A 24,020-nucleotide genomic window follows, 5' to 3' on the forward strand; every position below is an offset into this window, starting at 1 on the left:
TTGTCGTTACAGCATGCCGTGCTGTTAAATGTGTGATTAACTTTTATTCTTAAACGTAAGGTGCGGTTTTAATCATGAATGTAGAATCTAGCTTTCAGTGCTTGAACAGTATGTTTACTGTTATCTACTTCATAACTGCTCAGTCACTGTATTCTTCAATGAACCAATTTTGAATCATCTTTTTTAATGGTATTTAAAGCTGTTTAGTTTCAATGGCTTGAAATTAAATTTTGAATTTATATTTATTTCTCACTAAAATCCAATAAAAAATAATGAGTTAATGGTATGTTAAAATTAATGAGTTTAGCTCATTAAAATGGATGTTTTTTATGTTTTTATCACTGTATTTCTAGTTAAAAGTAATGATTTTGTACCTTATTTTGTTTTTTTACTTGAGTTAGTCGCTGTTTAACCGTTTTCTTAGCACTTGCCACGTGATTGCTTAAATTCTTATACGTAAATTTTCCACTTAGTACAGCTAAGTTAACTTAATTACGGATAAAACGATGAAAACAAAATTATCTATTATTACACTTGCACTTTTACCTTGTTTAGCTGCGGCGAAATTGGCTGATGTAAACAGTACGACTCAAAAAGTTACTGCGAGTAGTGACTCAATTATTGTTAAATATAAAAAGAATGCTTCGCCGGAAATGCGTAAGCAAGCCCGTTCGTTAGTTAAAGCAAAAATCTCAGATTCTAATAACGATGAAATTGATGATAATTTTACTTCGTTGTTTTCTGGTCGCCTTGCTAAATTCAAAGTATCAGGAATGAGTGCTAAAGAAGCCATTGAGCGCTTAAAATCTCATCAAGCCATTGAGTATGTTGAGCCTGATTATCGTGTGAGTATTGCAAGCATACCAAACGATCCTCGCTTTGAAGATTTATGGGGCTTAAATAACGAAGGCCAAACTGGTGGTACGGTTGATGCAGATATTGATGCACCTGAGGCTTGGTCAATTTCAACTGGTAGCCGTGATATTGTTGTAGGTGTTATTGATACTGGTGTAGATTATAGCCATCCTGATTTAGCTGCGAATGCGTGGGTAAATAGCGGTGAGATTGCTGGAGATGGTATCGATAATGACGGCAACGGTTATATTGATGACGTACACGGTATTAACGCGATTACCGATGCTGGCGACCCAATGGATGACGAAGGCCACGGTACACATGTATCAGGTACAATTGGTGCCAGTGGTAACAATGGTGTTGGTATTGTTGGTGTAAACCATGATGTATCTATTGCAGGTTGTAAGTTTTTAGCTGCAGATGGTACAGGTTCTACATCTGGCGCTATTAAATGTATTGACTACATGGTAGGCCTTAAAAACTCAGGTGTTAACCTTCGTGTATTAAACAATAGCTGGGGCGGTGGTGGTTATAGCCAAGCACTTGCTGATGCGATTACTGCCAGTGAACAAGCTGATATTTTATTTGTAGCTGCTGCTGGTAATGATGCGGTAGACAACGATGTAAATCCTCATTACCCATCTAATTATGAAAATGACAATGTATTATCTATTGCAAGTACTGATAGTCGCGACAATATGTCTGGCTTTTCACAATGGGGTTTAACCAGTGTTGATATGGGCGCGCCAGGTAGTGCTATTTTATCAACCATTCCAGGTGGCGGTTATGCAAGCTATTCTGGCACATCAATGGCAACACCACATGTAGCTGGTGCTGCTGCACTTGTATTGTCAGTAAATCCAGATCTAACATCACTAGAGCTTAAAGAGTTACTTATGTCTAGTGGTGATGCTAATGCGGCATTAAATGGTAAAACGGTTGCAGGTACACGTCTAAATGTTAACCAAGCAGTCATTGATGCTGATCCAACTCCTGGGTTTAAATTATCAGTATCACCTGTTTCTCAACAAGCAACAGTTGGTGATACGGTTACCTATACCTTTACAATTGGTTCAGTTGCACAATGGGATGGTGACGTTTCACTTGCTTTGGCTGCTGATCTTACTGACGCATCGCTAAGCGCAACTACAGCTCGTCCAGGTGATGAGGTTGTATTAACGGTAGCAACTAATAGCGATACTCAGTGGGGTAATTATGACTTTACTGTAACTGCTTCAACAGACGAGCAAGTTAAAGATCAAACAGTAAGCTTAATGCTGCAACCTGCTGGTTTGAACGACTTTACTTACAGTAGTAATGAACGCGTTGAGATTCCGGATAACTCACCTGAAGGTGCAAGCTCTGTTATTACTGTGGCCGATGATTTAACTATCTTTGGTACCACGGCTGATGTAGACATTACGCATACTTGGTCTGGTGACTTAGTGCTTACACTTATTTCAGCACAAGGTACAGAGGTTACTTTACAAAGCAATGAAGGTGGCAGTGACGACGACATTGTGAAGTCATTTACATCAACGGTATTTAATTCTGAGGTAGCGACTGGAGATTGGACACTTAATGTTGAAGATACAGCAGGCGCAGATACGGGTAATATCAATGGTTGGTCACTTACATTTAGTGCTATTGGTGAAGTAAGTCCACAACCACCAGAAGCCGGCTTTAATGTTTCAGCACAAGGTTTAACTGCTACATTTACAGATACAAGCCGTGATGTTAATGATGACATTTCACAGTGGAGCTGGAACTTTGGTGACGGTGCAACTTCAACTGATGCAAACCCTGTTCATGCCTACGCTGAATCAGGTAGTTATGAAGTTGAACTAACTGTAACAGATAGTGAAAACAACTCAGATACATTCACACAAACAGTTGTTGTAAGTGATGTTGAAATTGAGTTGACTCTAAAACGCGCTAATAAGTCACGTCTTGATACTATGCGTGTAGAGCTAAACTGGGAAGAAGTGGGTGCTGAGTCACTTAGCTTATACCGAAATGGCGAACTAGTAGATACCGTATCAGATAATGGCCGTTACCGTGACTACGTTCGTAACGCAAGATTATCAACGTATAACTATAAGTTATGTGTTTCTGAGAACGTATGTTCGAATATTGTTACGGTTTCATTTAATTAAGCAAAATATACATTCCTAATGTAAACCAAGCCCAGTTTCACTGGGCTTTTTAATGCCCAATTAATAAATGTTATTAATTGAACTTGGTATTTTAATAGTTTTTATAGTAGTTATAAATCACTAGCCTCATATTATTAATTAATCAATTTATATCTATTTTGTTTATTAATTACACTTTATTTACTTGATATTTACTTTGTTCATGCTAGTTTCATAAATGGAAACTGACAATAGCATTTCTTAACACACTAAGCGGAGGAGCTAATGAGCTCACGGAAAATAATAAATAATGCCCTTAAATTAAGTGTCTTATCACTAAGTGCATTTAGTTTAAATGTATATGCATCAATAGACTGCAGTACATTGACGACATGGGAGTTAGGGCAAACTCATACAGCAGGAAGCCAAGTAAAGGCACAAAATAATGCGTATGAAGCCAAGTGGTGGACACAAGCAAACCCTTTGGAGAATACCGGTCAATATCAAGAATGGTTACTTTTGGGTGCGTGTGACAGCGCTGTCAATGATAATCAGTCGCCTATAATTACTGAGATCACACCTGGGAATGGTTCTTTATTTAACGATAAAGACAACGTTGTCATTTTGGCGCAAGCAACTGATTCAGATGGCTCGGTTGCAGGTGTAGAGTTTTTTGTCGACGGCATTTCCATAGCGGTTGATAACACTGCGCCGTTTAGTGTTAACTGGCAAGCTATTGCCGGCGAACATCAAATTAGCGCGGTAGCAACAGACGATAAAGGAGCGATGTCTGCTGAAGTTGTTAATACGATAAGTGTAAGTGATTCAGTGATTGTTGATCCTGTAAACCAAGCACCTGTGGCATCTATTTCATTAAGCACACTACCTGAGCAACTTAATGTTGGGTCACAAGTGGAGTTTACACTTTCAGGTACTGACAGTGATGGTCAAGTAACAGTCTTAAGCCTTGCAGAAAGCGGTGTTGAGATTCATCAAGCTGACTCAAATACAAGCAGCTATACATGGCAAGCAACGGCACTTGGTCAGGCAACTTTCACCCTAACGGTGACCGATAACGACGGTGCAACAGCGCAAGTAACAAAAGTATTAACGGTTGTTGATGAAAATACAGGCCCAGTTACGGGCACTGACTGTCGTCCCCAAGGTTTATATCAAACTCCCGGTGTAAACACGCCTTACTGTACGATTTATGACGCTGATGGTCGTGAGATCATGGGCCCAGATCATCCACGCCGTGTAATTGGATACTTTACAAGCTGGCGGAACGGTGCAAATGGCCAGCCTAGCTATTTAGTTAATGATATTCCATGGGATAAAATTACCCATATCAACTATGCCTTTGCCCATGTTGATGCCAACAATAAAGTATCTATTGGCGATCCTGCTTCAGTAAATAATCCTGCTACTAATATGGAATGGCCGGGCGTAGTTGGCGCTGAAATGGACCCAGAGTTTAACTACAAAGGCCATTTTAATCTGTTAAACAAATACAAAAAACAACATCCAGATGTAAAAACATTAATATCAGTAGGCGGTTGGGCTGAAACCGGCGGTTATTTTGATGAGACGGGCCGTGTTGAAAGCGGTGGTTTTTACACCATGACCACCAATGCTGATGGTTCAATCAACCATGCAGGTATTAATGCATTCGCACAAAGTGCAGTTGAGTTTATTGAAAAATATGGTTTTGATGGTGTTGATATTGATTACGAATATCCATCATCAATGAACGATTCAGGTCACCCTGATGATTTCCCAATTTCAAACGCACGACGTGGTGGTTTAAATGCCTCATACCAAGTGCTAATGAAAAAAGTACGTGAGGCGTTAGACCGTGCAGGTGAAGCGGCGGGTAAGCATTATTTACTTACAATTGCATCGCCTTCGTCGGGTTATTTACTACGCGGAATGGAAACCTTCCAAGCGGTTCAATACCTCGATTATGTAAATATCATGTCTTATGACTTACATGGCGCATGGAACTCGCACGTAGGTCACAACGCTGCATTGTTCGATACCGGTCTTGACTCAGAGCTTACACAATGGAATGTATATGGTACCAAAGAGTTTGAAGGTATTGGCTATTTAAATACTGATTGGGCAGTGCGTTACTTCCGTGGTGCGATGTCAGCAGGTCGAATCAATATTGGTTTACCTTATTACACCCGTGGTTTTAAGGATGTATCAGGCGGAACAAACGGTTTATGGGGCCAAGCGGCACTACCAAACCAAGCTGATTGTGCTAAAGGTACCGGTGTAGGCGAGAAAAACAAATGCGGTAATGGTGCGTTAGGCATTGATAACCTTTGGCATGATAAGAACGATGCAGGCCAAGAAATGCCAGCAGGTTCAAACCCTTTATGGCATGTTAAAAACCTTGAAAACGGTATTGTTGGTTCGTATTTAGGCGTGTATGGCTTAACACCTGATACAGATGCCGATGACCGCTTAACAGGTACTTATACCCGTCACTACGACAGCGTTGCTGTAGCACCTTGGTTATGGAACGCAGATAAAAAAGTATTCCTCTCGATAGAAGATGAAGAGTCGATGGCAACAAAGGTTGACTACGTTATCAATAATGGCCTTGGCGGTATCATGTTCTGGGAGCTGGCAGGTGACTTTGACTATGACTCAGCCAAAGGCGAGTACTTCATGGGATCAACGCTTACTTCACTTGCATACGATAAGTTTAATCAAAGCGGTGTTGCCTACGACGTACATGGCGGAAATCCAAACTTCACAGTGCCTGCTGAAGCCGTAGATATCACATTTACAGCAAAAGACTTCCCAATTGGTGATGATAATTACCCAATCAGCCCAACGTTTGCATTTACTAATAACTCAAGTCTTGATTTAAGTGGTGCAAAAATCTCATTTGATGTGCCGGTATCAACTTCCGCTATTTTTAAATCTAACTGGAATGCACAAGAAAAACTGGGCATGGCTGTAGAAGTAAATGGCTCGAACGCAGCGAGTAATAATATTGGCGGTTTTGAGAACGAGTTCCACCGTTTCTCAATCACACTGAACAATGAATGGGGCGGTCAACCAAAAGACTTTAGCGCTGGTGCAACTGTGAATGCACAAGTGATGTACTACATGCCAATCACTGGGCCTAGCAACTTTACCATTGAAAAAGATGGAAAAACTTATGCATTCAAAGCTGAATACCCAATGCTACCAGATGCAACACCGGGTGATGGCACGGGCAATCCAGATAACGGTGGCGGTGACCCTGTAGGTACGTGTGAAGGAGTTGATATAGCCACGATTCCTGTTTATCCAAACTTCCCTCAAACAGACTGGGCGGGCAACCCAAGTCATGCTGCTGGCGGCGATCTAATGGTGCATAACAACGCAGTTTATAAAGCCAAGTGGTGGACAACCTCTGAGCCGGGTGCAACAGCAGATTGGACCTTAAGTTGTAGCCTGTAATTTACAAAACAATGAGGGGTAGGCCTGAGCTTGCCCCATGTATTGAGTCTAATAAAGGATAAAATAATGGCATCAATTAAATTTAACACGATTACGCTATCTGCAATTACTAGTGGTTTACTACTCAGTACACTAGCACCGCAAGTGCAAGCACATGGTTATATGGATAGCCCTAAAGCGCGCCAAGCAATTTGTCAAGTTGATGGCGGATACTGGTGGCCTGAAGACGGCACAAATATTCCTAACCTTGCGTGTCGAGCCGCATATTTAGAATCGGGCACGGTGCAGTTTGTACAAGCGATTGAATTTTCGGTTAATACTCCTGACTATTTAAATCAAACCGCAGTTGAGGCCAGTGTACCAAACGGCACTTTATGTGCTGGTGGCGATACAGCCAAACGGGGTATGGATTTACCATCACCACATTGGCAGCGCAGTGATGTAGTACCCAATGCCAATGGTGATATTCAAATACGTTATCTTGCATCAACCCCGCACAACCCAAGCTTTTGGCAGTTTTACATTACCAAGCCAAGCTTCAATAGCGCAACTGACGTACTAACTTGGCAAGACTTACAGCTAGTGCAAGAGCACGACAACATTGAGGTCGTTAAAGACCCTGATGGTAAACGCTACTACGAAATGAATGTTGCAATTCCGCAAGACCGCAGCGGCGAGGCCATTTTATATAGCCGTTGGCAACGTAATGATGTGGTTGGTGAAGGCTTTTATAACTGTAGCGACATCAACATAGTAAATGACGCAGGCCCAACTGATCCAAATTCGTTGACTAGCGTCGGTTACTTTGTTCGCCAAGGGCAAAATGCTATTGCAGGCGACATCGTATGGGCGCGATTATTTGACGAAACAGGCCAAGAGGTGATCAACCAACAGCTTAAAATCAATGCCGACAATCAAGCAAATTGGCAACAAGCATTGGCTGAGCAGCTTAACCTCGATTACGCGCATTTAGTGCAAATTGGTGTGCAAAACCAAGCGGGCGACATTACGTTTGATGCAACCGACGTACTCATAAATCAAGTGTATAGCAGCGATGCAAATTATACCTATGCCTTGAGTGTGCAAGGTGCGCCAACAAACACCGCACCCATTGTACACACCCCAGATAACCTAGTAGTTGATGAAAACACCACAACAGCAATTCATCTGCATGCCTTTGATGATGAGCAAAGTGAGCTAACTTACAGCTGGACAGTACCTACACCGCTAAGCTTTACAGGCTCTGGTGCCAACATCAACTTAACCACTGCAGAGGTATCAGCAAACACCGATTACACCATTGCAGTATCTGTATCGGATGGTCAATTAAGTACCCAAACCAGTTTTAGTGTCACGGTTAACGATGTACCTGTGGTCGATCCGGTTGACCCAACAGTACCTGAATGGGAAAGCACTCAGACCTATCAAGCCAGCGATAAAGCCCGTTTTGCTAACGTTATTTACACCGCTAAATGGTGGAACAAAGGCCAACAACCAGATACCTCAGCGGCATGGGAATCAGCCTCGAAAGCTGACACAGCAGCCACTTGGAATACTAGCAAAGCCTACCAAGCCGGCGCAGAAGTAACGTATCAAGGACAGCGCTATCGCGCTAAATGGTGGACTCAGGGCGATACGCCAGGGCAAGCCAATGTATGGACCAAACTTTAATAAAGCCTAAGTTTTGCAGTTCAAACTTATTAAATAATTACATAAATAATGGATAAGAGAGACCTATGAATATCAAACAACTAAGCGCAGCCATCGGTGTTGCTTTATTTGCAAGCACAGCATCTGCTGCACCGTCTACACCAAGCATTAATTGGGAACCACAGCAATATTCGTTTGTTGAGGTAGATCTTGAGGGAAACGGCTCTTATAAGCAGCTAGTTACCCGTGTTGAACAAGTTAATATCAACATTCAGTGGAGTGCATGGAGTGGTGATGGTGGCGATAGCTACAAAGTATATTTTGATGACATGCTAGTGAATGAAGGCACGCTTGCTGCTGGTTCTAAAAGTGGCACTATTTCATTCCCTTATGATAAAGCAGGCCGCCATACAATGTATGTTGAGCTATGTGAAGGTGGCACGACCTGTGCGCGTAGTGCAGGCAAACCTATTGTAATTGCTGATACTGACGGTGGCCACTTAGCGCCATTGCCGATGGATGTAGATCCAAATAACCGTGACATTGGTATCAAACAAGGTTTAGTTACAGGCGCTTACTTTGTTGAGTGGGGAATTTATGGCCGTGATTATGATGTAACGAATATGCCAGCACAAAATCTGAGTCATATTTTGTATGGCTTTATTCCAATTTGTGGTGAAAACGCATCGTTATCGGATGGTCCTAAACGTGCACTTGAAACCGCTTGTGCCGGCTCTGCAGATTACGAAGTGGTTATTCACGACCCATGGGCAGCAGTACAAAAAGCACTGCCAGGGGTTGATGCAAAAGACCCTATCCGTGGTACTTACTCTCAGCTAATGGCGCTTAAACAGCGTTACCCAGATATTAAAATTTTACCATCTGTAGGTGGTTGGACGTTATCAGACCCATTCGGTGGCTTTACCAATAAAGCTAACCGCGACACCTTTGTTGCCTCAATGGAAGAGTTTTTAAGAACATGGAAATTCTATGACGGTGTCGATATTGATTGGGAATTCCCAGGTGGTGACGGTCCCAATCCTGACATTGGCGATCCAATCAACGATGGCCCAGCCTATGTTGCATTAATGCAAGAACTACGCGCTATGCTTGATAAGCTTGAAGCAGAAACGGGTCGTACATACGAGTTAACCTCAGCTATAGGTGCAGGTTACGATAAAATTGAAGATGTAGATTACCAAGCGGCTAGTCAGTATATGGATTACATTTTTGCCATGACCTATGACTTTTATGGCGCATGGAGTAATGTAACCGGTCACCAAACAGCACTTTACTGTGGCGAACATATGAGTGTTGGTCAATGTAATGGTACCGGGCTTGATGAAAATGGCGAACCTCGTAAAGGCCCTGCTTATACCACCGATAATGCAGTGCAGCTGTTACTTGCGCAAAATGTACCATCGAAAAAAATCGTCGTGGGCACAGCTATGTATGGTCGTGGTTGGGAAGGTGTTTACCCGCAAAATGCAGCGATTGATGGTAACCCAATGACTGCCCCTGGTAATGGCCCGTTAAAAGGCTCTACGGCACAAGGCGTATGGGAAGATGGGGTTATTGATTACAAGGGCGTTAAAGCCAATATGATTGGTGCTGCGGGCACAGGTATTAATGGTTTTGAAGTGGGTTATGATGAGCAAGCACAAGCCGCTTATGTATGGAATCGTTCAACCGGTAAACTAATTACTTATGATAGCCGTAAGTCAGTACTGGCTAAAGGAGCGTATGTTAATCAGTATAATTTAGGTGGTTTGTTTGCATGGGAAATAGATGCGGATAATGGTGATATTCTTAATGCTATGCATGATGGTTTAGGAGGAGTAGTTGCTCCGCCAACAAATAAAAAGCCAGTTGTTTCTGTGTCTTCATCAGTGTCTATTAATTCAGGCGAGAGTATTACAGTAACAGCTTCTGCAACTGATGCAGATAACGATCCACTTAGCTTTAGCTGGAATGCTGATAGCGCACTGGTGGTATCTGGACAAAATAGTGCATCATTAGTCATTACAGCGCCAACAGTGACTGCAGATACGCAGTATGTGGCAACTGTTGCGGTATCAGATGGTCAAGCAACCGTTAATCGTGATGTTGTTGTTAATGTTATTGCGCCAACATCAGGAGGCGAAAACACAGCACCGAGCGTTGATGCTATCGCTAATATCAGCGTTGAAGAGGGCGCATCAGCAAGTGTAGCTGTAGTGGCTAATGATGCTCAAAACGACGCCCTTTCGTATACGTGGACAGTACCAGCAGGCTTAACATTAGTGGGTAGCGGTTCAAATATAAGTCTTGAGGCAGGCGCTGTAGATACCGATACAGATTTCACCGTGTCTGTTGCAGTTAGTGATGGTGCATTAACCACAACGCAAAGCTTTAGCGTAACAGTTACAAACGTTGATACTACAAATCCACCTACAGGAAGCTGGGATGCGAGTGTTGCATACGTTGGTGGTGATGTCGTTACTTATAACGGCGTTGAATATAAAGCAAAGTGGTGGACTCAAGGCGAGCGTCCTGATTTAGGTGGTGCATGGGAAGCAACAACACAACCTACAGATGGTACGGGTGTCGCAGTTTGGCAGCCAACGGCTATCTATAACAGTGGTGATGAAGTTTCTTATCAAGGTAATAAGTACCAAGCTAAATGGTGGACTCAAGGGAACGAACCTGGTTCAACCGATGTATGGTTAGTACTTTAATTTTAACCTGAGAATTTGGGTTTTAAAAAACCATGTAAATCAAAAAAGCAGCTTTCGAGCTGCTTTTTTTGTTAACGACTATTACGAGGAATTAAAATAACGCTTTAGAGCTAATTATTAAACCGTTTACATCAGCATATACCCAATCACCGGTATTAATTGTGGTGTTTAACATATTAACCGGGTGATCTTTAGCACCTAAACCGCGCTTAGTGGTACAGCGCGGTGTTGCGCCTAGCGCCATCACAGGTAAATCAAGTGTGGCAAGAATTTCAATATCGCGACAGCAACCATTAATAATTATGCCCTGCCAGCCATTTTTTAGTGCGCGCTCAGCAATCATATCGCCAATATAGGCAAAACGTTTACTGGCAAAGCCATCAACAATCAATACTTTTCCCTCACCGTTTTCATGCAGTATGTTACCAGCAAACGAGTTGTCGTCAGGGCAGGTGACGGTCACTACTTGACCATAAAAGTGAGTTTTATTACCAAAGTGTTGCAAGCCACTGTCAGCAACTTGCACATGGTCGCGATGTTCATCGTATAAATCGGGCGTAGTAAACTGTGTCATTGAGGGCATCCTTGTTTTTTGGTAAAGCCATGTACGGCAAAGGCAAGTAAATTTAAAGTAGTAATAATGTTTATCGTAGGCTAATTAATCACTCAGGTGTAGCTATTGTTGCAAATTGGCTTATAGATTTTAGTCGCAATATAAGTACTTTTAGTGCTTTCCATCTGTTTCCATGAGTAACGAATGCTGTTAATTAGTTTTATTTTTTCGAATAAAATTGATTTTGTAAGCGCATTAGCCAAACGTCTCATTGTTGGCTACTTTTTCATATGCTACGTTCAATTGTTATTTAAAAAGTGGGGCGCAAAATAGCGTTCTATAAACACATACAAAAAGAGAAGCGTGCTTTATGATCATCTTTTTTATTTGCCTGACTATTTTAATATTAGGCTATAAGTTTTATAGCCCGTTTGTTGCAAAACAAGCGGGTTTAGATTCAACCGTAGACACTCCGCAAAAGCGTTTTAGCGAAGGTGTTGACTATGTTGCTATTCACCCTGTTCGTGCATTTTTAATTCAGTTTTTGAATATTGCAGGAGTAGGCCCCATATTTGGTCCTATACTTGGCGCCTTGTATGGCCCAGTAGCGCTGGTTTGGATTGTACTTGGTAACGTTTTAGGTGGAGCTGTACACGACTTTTTCTCTGGTGTAATGAGTATTAAAGAAGACGGTAAAAGTTTACCTGAAATTGCAGGCCATTATTACAACGTAGTATTTAAAGGCTTTATGCTTATATTTACTGCTATGTTGTTATTTTTTGTTGGTGTAGTGTTTATTATGAGCCCAGCAGGATTATTGAGTAACTTAGATGCATTTGAAGGCACCATTTTTGCTAGTAATACATTTTGGGTTCTCGCTATTTTAGCTTACTACTTTTTAGCCACGTTATTACCAATCGATAAAATCATCACTAAGTTTTACCCTATTTTTGGCTTGTTAATGATTGTAATGACAGTTGCTATCGCAGTCTCACTGTTAATCAACGCACCCCATTTACCAGTAGCTGGCGACTTTTTAGCGTATTTTGAAGCCGATCATGCTCACGACTTTTTAGCCCCAAATCCTGATGGACTGCCTACTTGGCCGTTGCTATTTATCACCATTACTTGTGGTGCTATTAGTGGTTTTCACTCAACGCAAGCACCTATTATTGCTCGTTGTTTAACTAACGAAAAATATGTACGCCCGGTTTATTATGGCGCGATGATGTGCGAAGGTATTGTAGGTTGTGTTTGGGCGCTTGCTGGTATTGCTGCCTTCCCAGAAGGGTACGCTGGTTTAAAATCGATGCTTGATTTAGGCGGTCCAGGCTTAGTGGTTAACCATATTGCAAACAGCTACTTAGGTGTATTTGGTGGTATTATGGCTATTATTGCTGTTGCTGTTTTCCCTATCACCTCAGGTGATACGGCGTTCCGTTCACTGCGCTTAACGGTGGTTGATGCGTTTAGTATTCCGCAAAGTTTACGTAATCGTTTGTTGTTAGCACTGCCAATTTTAACCATTGCTTACTTTATGACTAAGCTCGACTTCTCTGTTATTTGGCGTTATTTTGCGTTTTCAAATATGCTGCTTTCTACCAGTGTGTTGTGGCTTGCGACCAAGTACCTATTTGACCGTGGTACATTCCATTGGATCACTAGTATACCCGCCGTGATCGCAACCGCAGTGACCTTATCTTACATTATGACTGCGGCAATTGGGTTAAACTTATCAAGTGACTTAGGTAAGCCTATTGGTGTAGTGGTAGCGGTAATAGGCTTTATTGCATTAGCTTTTGTGCACTCAAAACATAAAGTGCATCCAGCTTAAAACTACATAGTTATTAATGTAAAAAGCGAGCTTTATTGAAGCTCGCTTTTTTATATAAGCACTTAAAAAGTAGCTTGTTCGAAGTAGCTAATATCATCTAGGGTTTTACTAATAATCATTGCACCCTCTAATAAGCTCACTGTTTGTATTGCCGCCCGAGCAGGATTAAGCTCTCCATTTATTTGATGTGCTTGAGTTAACCAGGCTAAGTTTTTATTAAAAAACCGCTGAACTTCAACGCGAACTTTATCGGGTAGGCTGTCGCTTTCTGCACCGAGTAAGCCACATAAACACATCTTTTTGTCTATCACGAGCGCATTTCTAAATAACTGAGTGTAAATATCGATGGGATTTTTACCGTTTGCTTTATGTGCATTCGGATCGCCAAGTACTGCAATAAAGGCATCGGTGTATTGATGCGCGAGTTCAGCGCCTAAATCAGCTTTGGTTGGAAAGTGATAATGTACACTGGCACTTTTTATACCTATTTCAGTAGCAAGTTCTCTAAAGCTAAAGTTGCTATAACCACCCAGTCGCACTTTATTTTCTGCGGCTTGTAGCAGGGCTGCTTTTTTACTCATTTTGATATTTCCTTGCTGTTATCTGAAAAAATTATCAACCAGTAGGTAGTTATTTTCAAGCTCTTTTATTTTTAGTTTGCAAACACTAAGCGCTTGCTATAAATTACCTATCAGTAGGTAGGTTTAGTTTACTAATATTAACTTAGGGTCTGTTGACCTTTCAAGGTTAAATTTGCAGCAGTCTGTTTGGCATTTAGGCAAGGCAGCGCCTATGTGGTGTGGTTGTTCCCCATAAATAGGCGATAACGCAGCATCAATACCAAACAGGCGCTGCCCGAAGGGTTCTGCCTAAGGGCGATTTACTCTTTGTTGCTCGGTTTTTACTTAGCCCACTAGGTTACAAATCTCGCGCCGCGATTAAACCGCCCCTAGTTTGAACAAATTATAATCCGCAAAGGTCAACAGACCCTAGGTTGTTGTTAAAAATATAAGAGATAATTATGAAAATTTATGACGTAGAAAATTTCCCTAACCCGTTACGGGTTCGTATTGCACTTGCTGAAAAAAATGCGACTGATAAAGTAGAGTTTGTTGCTGTTGATTTATTAAATGGGGAGCACCGCAGTGAGGCTTTCTTGGCAAAGAATCCGTTGGCAGGTGTACCTGTACTAGAGCTTGATGATGGTACTTTTATTGCCGAGTGCACTGCAATCACACAATACATTGATACCGCTTTTGCAGGCCCTTCATTAACTGGTGTTGAGGCAAAAGAACGCGCAGTAATTAATATGATGCAAAAACGTGCTGAGTCGATGGTACTTGATGCAATTGCCACTTACTTTCATCATGCTACTGATGGATTAGGACCTAAACTTGAAACCTATCAAAATGTTGCATGGGGTGAAAAGCAAGCTGAAAAAGCACAGCAAGGCTTGGTTTATTTTAATAGCGTATTAGCAAACTCAACTTATGTGGCAGGTGAACAATTTAGTGTTGCAGATATTACCTTATACGCAGGACTTGTGTTTGCAGGCTTTGCACAAATTGCTATTCCTACTGAACTCACGCACTTAATTGCATGGCAACAAAAGGTCGCTCAGCGTCAAAGTATTGCTGCTATAAATGAATAATTTGGAGTCAAATATGAAAATTGCTGCCGACTTTAGTCAACGTGTGGTGGTGCATAGTGAGTCACTTGAATGGATAGCTTCGCCCATGCCGGGTGTTGATAGACGTCCACTTGACAGAGTGGGCGACGAAGTTGCTCGTGCCACTAGTATTGTACGCTATGCGCCAAACAGCCACTTTAGCCCACATACTCATACTGGGGGCGAGGAGTTTTTAGTACTTGATGGGGTATTTCAAGATGAGCATGGCGATTTTCCACAAGGTGCCTATATTCGTAATCCTCCGCAATCAAAACATACCCCAGGCTCAAAAGACGGTTGCATTATATTTGTAAAACTGTGGCAGTTTCAGCCAGAAGAACGCCAGCACGTGCGTATTCACACACAGCAGATGCAAGGGCAGAAAACCCCCGAATTTAATGACCTAAATGCCATTTTGTTATATCAAGATGCATATGAAACAGTGAGTATTGTGCAGTTTAATGCCAATCAATCTTTAACGCTCACGGTGAGTGGTGGCGCTGAGTTGTTGGTTTTGGATGGCACTTTACAAGAGCATAACGACACACTTGAAAAACACAGCTGGCTTAGAGTGCCTGTTAATACTGAAATAAACGCCACAGCGGGTAACAATGGCGCAAGAGTATGGATAAAAACCGGTTATTTAAATGATGTAGATAACCAAATTAGTCGATTAGAGGGGCATAATTAGCTCAAAGGATAAGCCAGCATTAACTGGCTGTTTTTTGATCTGCTTCATGTGGTGATTTTTAACTGTTGCCTATAATCAAAGCTCTTTTCATTCAAGGGTTGAGTTATGGTTAATTTAACACATGGTTTATCGATTGGTATTGAGCGCTCAGGCAGCGAGTTTTTCTTAACACTTAAGGCAATTGGTACCTTAACTCACAAAGATTATGAAGTGATCACCCCAATGATTAATTCAGCGTTAGGTGAAGTTAAACATCCTATTGTTAACGTATTGATAGATGGCACTGAGTTAGATGGTTGGGAGCTTCGTGCTGCTTGGGACGATTTAAAACTTGGCTTAAAGCATAACAAAGAGTTTAAAAAAATAGCGATTTACGGCAATAAAGAGTGGCAATTAACCATAGCTAAATTAGGCAGTTGGTTTATATCGGGTGAAATACAATACTTTGAAAATGTCACTATCGCTTTAGAATGGCTAAAAACCAGTAATTTAGACGCTTAGTAAAAAAGGCCAACAGTGGCCTTTTTTGTAAGTACCTTGGTTTATTGCGAAAGTGTTTGCTGCGTGGGTAGCGCAGGAAAAGCGCCTTTAGCTAAACATGCTTTTGAGCCACAGCGAAGACCAAAGTGAAGCGCTTGTTTTACTATTAACTCATCATTTAGCTTATCAGTAAGTGGCACTGCATTATCGCTGTGGTTTAAGTAGTACAGTACGCCAGCAATAAAAGCATCACCGGCGCTGGTGGTATCTACAGCGGTAATTGTTGGAGCTGCTTCACTCAGGGTAAAAGCGTTATGGTAAACAGTCGCTGGTGCTGGACCATCGGTTAAAAACACCAGCTTGACGCCTAATTCAAGCAGTGATTGTAAGTAGGCATCAGCTGATTGTTGGCGTTGCGTTGCTAAAAAATTTAACTCATCACGTGAGAGCTTAACAATATCGCAATACGCGAAACATGCCTGCACGCTTTGCTCGATGTCGTTGATATTTTGCCATAAACTGTAGCGTAAATTTACATCAAAGCTAACGAGTTTGTGGTTGTTTTTAGCCAGCTTTAAAGCGTACTCAGTGGTTTGTGCAATTGCCGAATCAGTAAGGGTGTTTGAACAAAAGTGTAGGGTACTCAATTCATCCCAATTAATAAGCTTTAAGTGCTCACTCGTTAACAGTAAATCGGCTGTTTGATGACGATAAAAGTTAAAGCTGCGTTCGCCGTTTTCATCTAAGCTGACAATAACCATAGCTGTTTGCGCGCCTTCTATGGTAAATAAATACTCAGTATCTACATTATATTGCTCAAGCGCATTAGTTAATTGTTTAGCAAAATAGTCATCTCCCATACCGCCACAAAACGCAGCTTTACCGCCGAGCTTTGCGTAACCTACTGCCACATTAGCTGGAGCACCTCCTGGAATGGGCAAATAAGCACTGTTTTGAGAGTCTTGAGGCAGCATATCAATAAGCAGTTCACCAAGGCTAAGTAATTTGGTCATAGTGTAAATCCTAAAAAACCTAGCATGGCTAGGTCAAAATTCAAGGGAGAATTATTAAAACTAGTGTAACAATCGCTGAACAAACATAGCTTCAGCAATTGTTACACTAAAGTTGGTTAGTTAAACGCGTATTTAAACGTCAATGACGTTGTACGGCCATTAATAGCACGTGCGCGTATAATGTTGTTATCAGGTATTGAGCCTTCTTCTGCTTCAGTAATACCTACCGTATCGAATAGGTTATTTACGTTTAACGCAATATTAAGGTTTTCTGATAAATCGTAGCTTACAAAGCCATTTACTTGAGTGTAACCATCAAACTTAAGATCGTTATTATCTTGAGCATAGGCATCGGTAGTACCAATAAAGCTTAGGCCTGCAGAGCCTTTTTCATAAGTGTAACGTGCCATTAATGAGTAAATTAAATCAGCTTGGCGACGAGGCGTATTACCAACCACTTCTGGGGTAAGTGCATCTTTTGCAATCTCAGCGTCTGTCCACGTTAAATTACCACGAAAATCCCATGCATCAATAAAGTAGGTTGATTCAACCTCAATTCCTTTTGCTTCATATTCGCGGTCAAAAAAGGTTTGTGATGTCGCTTCAAAGTTTTGCTCTTCAGTTTGTGCATAAAATGCCGTGGCAAAAACTGACAGTGAATCAAAGCGCTTTTTAATACCAAACTCATACTGGTTTACTTCATCAACGGCATCTTCATCGGCTACTGAGCCATCGGCGCGAACTTTACCAAATAAAAGTCGGTCAGCATTGGCGCGACCGCCTTTGCTCAATCGTGCAAACGTTGCAAGGCTTGAGTCAATTTGGTAATTGGCACCAATTGAATATGATGCGTAATCCCAGTCGTAATTAACAGGGCTGGCATTTGCAAGGTCAATACCTGCAACATTTTGTTCAGGAACAGAAATCACACCGTCGCGATTCATATCAACGGTTGAGGTAACCGCGCCTGCATAGTTACCACGCGCTTCACCGCTGTCATAACGGGCACTAGCATCAATACTTACGTCACCCACCTTAGTTGAAAATGCAATATAGGGTGCACGAGTGTCGTATTCTGTGTCGTAATCGCGTTGGCAACAGTTACCCCAAAAAGGCGTGCCATAAGCGTATAAGCCATTTTCAGAGAATTCAGTCCCATCGGCGGCTGTTACATTTAACAGCGCTGCGTTATCACCTTTGAGCTCCATTAGGTAGGAATTCCATAACCACGACATGGCAATATTTTGGGTTGACGCATAATAGCCAAAAGTAACGCTAGTATCATCGCTTAGCGATTTAGTCAGTTTGAAGTCGTTAACAATTGAGTCAAAGTCGTTCATAGTTACATCAAACGTATGAATACGCATTGCTAAATCATCGTTAAATGCAGCACCTGTGGTCGCATTACTAAGCGTTGCACCCACACCACCAATACTTTGCGCTATAGCTGATGCATCGCCAACTTCAGCGGGGATCAACGAATTAAAATTACCGCTTACAGATGATTTACGAAAACGGTTTTCAATACGCCAATCGTTGTCTAAATCAAATACAGCCTCAAAACCAATTGAGTCAACTTGCGGATTCATACCATCGCGAATATCGCCGTTACTTATTTGATTTTCGCCGTTTAAGCGCACTGTTTTAGTAAATAATGCTGAATGCGGGGTATCTGATTGTGCGTCAAACCCAGGAATTGAGTCTCCATTTGCATACATTGGCATAGGTAAGTAGCCAACACTTTTATCATCTAAATGTTTGTAATAAAGACGCACGTATCCATTTTCAAAATCTTTGGTCAGGTTGGCTTTAATTTGCCCACCTTTATTTGATGTGTAACCTGTTTCACGTGGGCCTTCACCTTGACGTACAAAACCACCAACATGAAAGCGTACAGTGTCATTTAAATATGTGCCATATTCAAAGTCAGTTCGAATAGTATCGTAATCTAGGCCAAGTGTAGTTGATACGCTGCCCGATTCGTTTTCGCCATTTTTTGAAATGAAATTAATTATGCCACCCGGTGCATTACTTGCTGCGGTAGAGGCTGAGCCACCGCGAATAGATTCAATGGTTTGCACTGTGTTATCTAAGCGCATAAAAATGTCAGCGTTACCAAATGCAATATCGCCATATTGTAAAACAGGTAAGCCATCTTCTTGAAGCTGTAAAAATTTAGCACCACCAGAGGCAACCGGTAAACCACGTACTGCAATGTTGGCATTACCTTCACCGCCGGTTGATTCTGAGCGCACCCCAGGAATGATTCTAAATGCCTCTGCGGTAGAGCGAGGCGTAGACACCTCAACTTGCTCAAGTGAAACACTGCTCACAGAAGAACTTGACGCCATTATTGTTGTACGGCGGGGAACACCGGTAACAACAATTGTTTCTAGCCCTTTGTTAGCTTGCGCTTGTGTATTTTGCTCTTGTTGTTGTGCATTAACGCCTTGGCTAACGGCGAGCGCTAAAGCACTGATCAAATATAAAGGTGTGTTGTGTGTTGTCATGTGAACGCCTCGTTTTAAACCCAAAGGGAAGTTGTTATTTTTACTTAATCGATTAAGTAAAAATAACAAAGTTTTTACAATAAGCAAATTATTTTGTTAATTATTTGCTGTTTTTTTATTCAAACATTGATTTTTAAAATGTTTTTATAGCATTAAAGTTGTTTATTTACTCAGCGACTAGGTTGTTTTGCTCTAATGCAGTTGCTGATGGGTCACGAATATAATTAAACAGCATAGCTAAAAATAATATAACTGCAAAACCCGTGGCTAAATAAAATCCGTAGCGCACGTGTCCAAAGTAATCACTGATCATACCCATAAATAAAGGTGCTAAAGCGGCTGACAGTGCGGTAAAAAATAATATAACACCGGCTACTGCGCCGTGTTGATGAACAGGAAAACACGATATTCCCTTAGAATTTAAAGTAGGGTAAACCATCGACATAAATAAACCTGAAAGAGGTAATAAAGCCACAGCCCAATCAACGCCGCCATATAGAGTGCCAACGTAACACAGCGCAATGCCAAAGCTTAAGTAAGCCATAACTCCTTGCCAACTAAACCTATTCAGTAACCATACCGCAATAAAACGCCCTGCAGCACGTAACACAAAAAAGATTGTGAGTGCGTAAGTGGCCAGCAGCGGCCATGAGCCAGTGTAATCTTTTAGTAGAGTAGGCATCCACACGTATATGGCAACTTCGGTGGCAACATATAAAGCAATTGCAAGTGAAAAACCCAGTGCATAAGGGTTTTTAACCATTTTCATAGTCGTTTTTAGTGAGGCTGGCTTATCTGTATTTTTTACCACAGCAGGGTAATCGGCACGCCAAGCAAGCAATGCCAAAATCAAACACATAATGCCAGCAATGATGTAAAGGTAAGTCCAACTTACATTTTGAACCAGCAGCACGCCAACTAAAGCAGGGCCAACAATGGCACCAATGCCAAAAAAGCCTTCTACTTTATTCATGGTTTTGGTGTGCTCTTCGTTGCTATTAGAAATATCACCTAAAAGCGCCAATGCACCGGTTTTAAATAAACCAATGGCGAGGCCAATACAGCACAGTAAAAAAACAAAAAATATAAAGCTGCTACTAATCGCAAACAAAAAACAACTTGCAGAGAATATTAATAATCCAAGCATAATCGTTTTTTTACGGCCAAGACTATCGGCTAAAAAGCCTAGAAATAATCCACTTATTGCAATCATGGCCATAGGCGCATAATGAAACGCACTGGCTTGGGTCATACTTAAACCAAAATCGCTTATGAGTTCGGGAATGATCATGCCAACGGCGTCAGAGGTCATGGCAAACATAAAAAACATCATGTATGTGAGCCAACGAATTTGTTGCAACGGATCGCTGCTTACGTGTGTGTGTGATTTTGTCATTTGCTTTTCCTCGTTAAATGCTTGGTAACACACATTAAGTTGTCAGTAACTTATTGTAGTATTAATCGAGCCACGATATTTGTATGTAAAATATTTAAAAATTACTTGTAAATTCTTACTTGCTAGTTAAAGATATATCTTAATCGATTAAGTTTCAACTTGGTAATCACACATGATGAAGAATAAAGTTCAATTGATCACATATGCTGATCGAATCACCGGTAAAGATATAAACGCATTAACAGCACTTCTAAAGGGTCCACTTAAAGACGTTTTTGCAGGGGTACACTTATTACCATTTTATAACCCAATAGATGGTAGCGATGCAGGTTTTGACCCAATTGATCACAGTGAAGTTGATGCCCGAATAGGAACTTGGTCAGATATTCAAGCACTTGGAAAAGACCATGATTTAATGGCCGACTTAATAGTAAACCATGTATCGGCGCAATCGTTTCAATTTCAGGATGTGCTGGCCAAAGGCAAAGCCTCTGAATTTTGGGATTTATTTTTAACTAAAGAAGACGTATTCCCTAATGGCATGAGCAACCAAGAACAACAAGCCATTTACCGTCCACGGCCTGGAAGCTGTTTTACACCAATGAAATGCGGTGATGGTCAAACGTATGATTTTTGGACCACCTTTACCGACAACCAAATTGATATAAATGTAAAAGTAGAAGCGGGCATTGCCTATTTAAATAACGTACTTACTAAATTTTCTGCTAACAACGTAAACATTATTCGTTTAGATGCAGCGGGTTACGCCATTAAGCAAGCAGGTACTAACTGTTTTATGCTCGATGAAACATTTGCCTATTTAGATAAACTCTCAAAGCAGGCAAATGATTTAGGCATGGAAACCATTGCTGAAATTCATAGCCATTATCAAACTCAAGTTGACGTGGCTAAGCGCGTAAACATGGTATACGACTTTGCTTTACCCCCGCTTATTTTACACAGCTTATTTAATAATGATGTAGACGCACTGCTTAAGTGGTTACAAATTTCACCGCGCAACTGTTTAACGGTGCTAGACACCCATGATGGTATTGGCATTATTGACGCGGGTCCAATGGGCGATAAACCAGGGCTGTTAAACGCATCTCAAATAGATAATTTAGTAGAAACCATGCATGCCAACAGCAATAACCAGAGCCGTAAAGCAACAGGTGCAGCTGCAAGTAATGTCGACCTATATCAAGTTAACTGTACGTATTACGATGCACTGGGCGCAAATGATTTTGATTACTTATTATCTCGCGCCATTCAATTTTTTGCACCGGGTGTACCACAAGTATATTACGGTGGTTTATTTGCTTGTAAAAATGATATGGAGCTTCTGGCGAAAACGAACGTTGGTCGTGATATTAATCGCCCTTATCTAGATGCCGCTAAAATAGATGAAGCGCTAAATAAGCCGGTAGTAAAAGGATTAATAGCATTAATTAAAATACGTAATGAGCATCCTGCATTTGCTGGTGAATTTACTGCTCAAGGTGGCGCAAGTGTATGTTGTTTAATGTGGAAGCTTGAGCAACAATCAATTTCTTTGAGTATTGATTTTGCTAGTCGTACTGCACTTATTACGCAGGTTAATGGTTCTCAAGAAAACACTTTAAACTTACAAAGTTTATTAGTTTAAATAGCTTTATTTGTTGAAAACCAAAAAGCCAAGCAACTTAAGCTTGGCTTTTTTATCTGCGCTACTAACAGCGCTCAGCTACTTGCACCAATATTTAGTGCGTAACCTACTTCGTGTTGTTTTTCTTCTTTAGAAATAAATAAGTTAGCAGCTATTACACCTTTTTCTTGGCTATTTTGATGAATAGTCGTAAGGCGAGGCACAAAACGGGCTGCTTCTTCTATGCCATCAAATCCAACAATACGTAGCTCACTCCCTATTTTTATCCCTTGTTTTATTGCTTCTCGCATGGTGGCGAGGGCAATTAAATCACTCATACATATGATCACATCAGGGCGTGGTGAGGCGTTTAATACTTCTTTTGCAGCTATGCTGGCAAAACGCTCGCTACTTTCAGGAATATTCCAAATGCGGTCGTCGGCTACCGTTACATTCGCTTCATTTAACGCACGCTGATAACCTCGTAAGCGTTGGTGAGAAATAGATTGACCCGTTTCAAACTCATGATGTTCGTAAACTCGGCACAATACATTTTCATCGAGTAATCTCAAGCCTAATATTGCCACGTTATCAGTTGCACTGTGCAAAACATGTTTGGCTATTTCGTAACTGGCTTGTTCGTTATTTATATTAATTGATGCGTTGCGGGCAATATCAAAATCCACAGTAACCACATGTTTTTGTACTGTTTTTAGTTGCTCTACCAGTGCTTTGTTTCGCGGGCGCCCATAACAAATAAACCCATCAACAAAATCAACAACGTTATTAAGGTTTTCGTTATTGCCTGAAAACAATAAAACATTAATGCCGTTTTTTTCAAGCACTGAGGTTACACCACGCATAAAGCTACTGGCGACAGGGTCTGACACCATATATTCCACGCTATCTGGTAGCACTAAAGCAACAATATTAAACGTGCCACTTCGCAGAGATTGCGCCGCTTTATTAGGGCCATAATAACCGAGCTCTTTGCAAGCTTTAAGTATGGCTTCGCGTCGTTTAGCCGAGAGTTGATCAGGGCGATTAAACGCATTTGAAACCGTAGCATTAGACACACCTAACTCTTTGGCAATACTTTTTAATGTCCAACGGTTTTTTGTATTCATATAACCTACTCAAGGGAGGATGCTGGTTGAAAGAGTAAATTACCATATCTGGCTTTAAATCAAAGTGCTAATTATTTAAAAGAGTCGTTGTAAGACGCTCTTTTAAATATTGCGAGAGTTTAGTGTACCAAACTGACCCACCCCTATGGGGTAACCTTTGAGGGAGTGATATTCAGCTTCACTAAATTAAATAGAGTTTGAAGTAAGTAAAAATCAATACAAAAGAATTGGTTGAAACCGTTTTATCAAAACTAATATATCAATATTCGTTAATGTTATATAAAATATATTGTATACAATGATAATG

The 24,020-nt window shown here is 41.1% G+C and carries 15 protein-coding genes; 9 read left to right on the forward strand and 6 right to left on the reverse strand.

The genetic code is table 11. The annotated features are described in order from the left end of the window. Positions 1 to 506: 506 nt before the first annotated feature. The 4 genes from QL989_RS09550 (at position 507) to QL989_RS09565 (ending at position 10,816) form a co-directional block, all read left to right on the forward strand. Positions 507 to 3,011, forward strand: a complete 2,505-nt coding sequence (locus tag QL989_RS09550) for a S8 family serine peptidase (RefSeq protein WP_290170049.1) — start codon at positions 507 to 509, stop codon at positions 3,009 to 3,011. A gap of 264 nt (positions 3,012 to 3,275) precedes the next feature. After that, complete coding sequence (locus QL989_RS09555) at positions 3,276 to 6,449, forward strand: glycosyl hydrolase family 18 protein (RefSeq protein ID WP_290170051.1); 3,174 nt, start codon at positions 3,276 to 3,278, stop codon at positions 6,447 to 6,449. 66 nt (positions 6,450 to 6,515) lie between these two features. Continuing rightward, positions 6,516 to 8,120: a lytic polysaccharide monooxygenase gene (locus QL989_RS09560; protein ID WP_198522795.1), complete on the forward strand. Its 1,605-nt coding sequence runs from the start codon at positions 6,516 to 6,518 to the stop codon at positions 8,118 to 8,120. 65 nt (positions 8,121 to 8,185) lie between these two features. Next, positions 8,186 to 10,816 (forward strand): glycosyl hydrolase family 18 protein, encoded by a 2,631-nt coding sequence (locus tag QL989_RS09565; protein ID WP_290170053.1) that lies wholly within the window; start codon positions 8,186 to 8,188, stop codon positions 10,814 to 10,816. Between the two features lie 91 nt (positions 10,817 to 10,907). On the opposite strand, the gene QL989_RS09570 is transcribed toward QL989_RS09565, so the two are convergent. Continuing rightward, positions 10,908 to 11,390, reverse strand: a complete 483-nt coding sequence (locus QL989_RS09570) for a putative 4-hydroxy-4-methyl-2-oxoglutarate aldolase (protein ID WP_290170057.1) — start codon at positions 11,388 to 11,390, stop codon at positions 10,908 to 10,910. A gap of 349 nt (positions 11,391 to 11,739) precedes the next feature. On the opposite strand from QL989_RS09570, the gene QL989_RS09575 reads away from it, so the two are divergent. Beyond that, positions 11,740 to 13,203 carry a carbon starvation CstA family protein gene (locus QL989_RS09575; protein WP_138605919.1) on the forward strand — a complete coding sequence of 488 codons (1,464 nt, stop codon included), beginning with the start codon at positions 11,740 to 11,742 and terminating at the stop codon, positions 13,201 to 13,203. Positions 13,204 to 13,265: 62 nt separating this feature from the next. Here QL989_RS09575 and QL989_RS09580 read toward each other — a convergent pair whose 3' ends face one another. After that, entirely contained in the window at positions 13,266 to 13,784 is a 519-nt protein-coding gene (locus QL989_RS09580; RefSeq protein ID WP_054201362.1) for a TetR/AcrR family transcriptional regulator, read from the reverse strand. A gap of 440 nt (positions 13,785 to 14,224) precedes the next feature. On the opposite strand from QL989_RS09580, the gene QL989_RS09585 reads away from it, so the two are divergent. The 3 genes from QL989_RS09585 to QL989_RS09595 all read left to right on the forward strand — a co-directional run bounded on the left by QL989_RS09585 (position 14,225) and on the right by QL989_RS09595 (position 16,064). After that, positions 14,225 to 14,854, forward strand: coding sequence for a glutathione S-transferase (locus tag QL989_RS09585; protein WP_290170062.1), 630 nt, complete (start codon positions 14,225 to 14,227; stop codon positions 14,852 to 14,854). A gap of 13 nt (positions 14,855 to 14,867) precedes the next feature. Then, entirely contained in the window at positions 14,868 to 15,563 is a 696-nt protein-coding gene (locus QL989_RS09590; RefSeq protein ID WP_290170064.1) for a cupin domain-containing protein, read from the forward strand. Between the two features lie 105 nt (positions 15,564 to 15,668). Next, positions 15,669 to 16,064 (forward strand): STAS/SEC14 domain-containing protein, encoded by a 396-nt coding sequence (locus tag QL989_RS09595; protein ID WP_290170066.1) that lies wholly within the window; start codon positions 15,669 to 15,671, stop codon positions 16,062 to 16,064. 41 nt (positions 16,065 to 16,105) lie between these two features. Here the strand turns inward: QL989_RS09595 and QL989_RS09600 are convergent, their stop codons facing one another. From QL989_RS09600 to QL989_RS09610, 3 genes are all read right to left on the reverse strand, one after another. Next, positions 16,106 to 17,056, reverse strand: a complete 951-nt coding sequence (locus QL989_RS09600) for a carbohydrate kinase (protein WP_290170069.1) — start codon at positions 17,054 to 17,056, stop codon at positions 16,106 to 16,108. A gap of 116 nt (positions 17,057 to 17,172) precedes the next feature. Further along, entirely contained in the window at positions 17,173 to 19,566 is a 2,394-nt protein-coding gene (locus QL989_RS09605) for a TonB-dependent receptor (protein ID WP_138609516.1), read from the reverse strand. Between the two features lie 166 nt (positions 19,567 to 19,732). After that, positions 19,733 to 20,962, reverse strand: coding sequence for an MFS transporter (locus QL989_RS09610; RefSeq protein ID WP_138569896.1), 1,230 nt, complete (start codon positions 20,960 to 20,962; stop codon positions 19,733 to 19,735). Positions 20,963 to 21,134: 172 nt separating this feature from the next. Between QL989_RS09610 and gtfA the strand changes: the two genes are divergently transcribed. After that, a complete protein-coding gene (gene gtfA / locus QL989_RS09615; RefSeq protein ID WP_178956916.1) occupies positions 21,135 to 22,607 on the forward strand; it encodes a sucrose phosphorylase in 1,473 nt (490 codons plus the stop codon). A 74-nt stretch (positions 22,608 to 22,681) separates the two neighbouring features. Here gtfA and QL989_RS09620 read toward each other — a convergent pair whose 3' ends face one another. Further along, positions 22,682 to 23,713: a LacI family DNA-binding transcriptional regulator gene (locus QL989_RS09620; protein ID WP_290170075.1), complete on the reverse strand. Its 1,032-nt coding sequence runs from the start codon at positions 23,711 to 23,713 to the stop codon at positions 22,682 to 22,684. Positions 23,714 to 24,020: the final 307 nt, after the last annotated feature.

The sequence above is a fragment of the Pseudoalteromonas sp. APC 3224 genome, assembly GCF_030407535.1.
GTDB lineage: Bacteria > Pseudomonadota > Gammaproteobacteria > Enterobacterales > Alteromonadaceae > Pseudoalteromonas.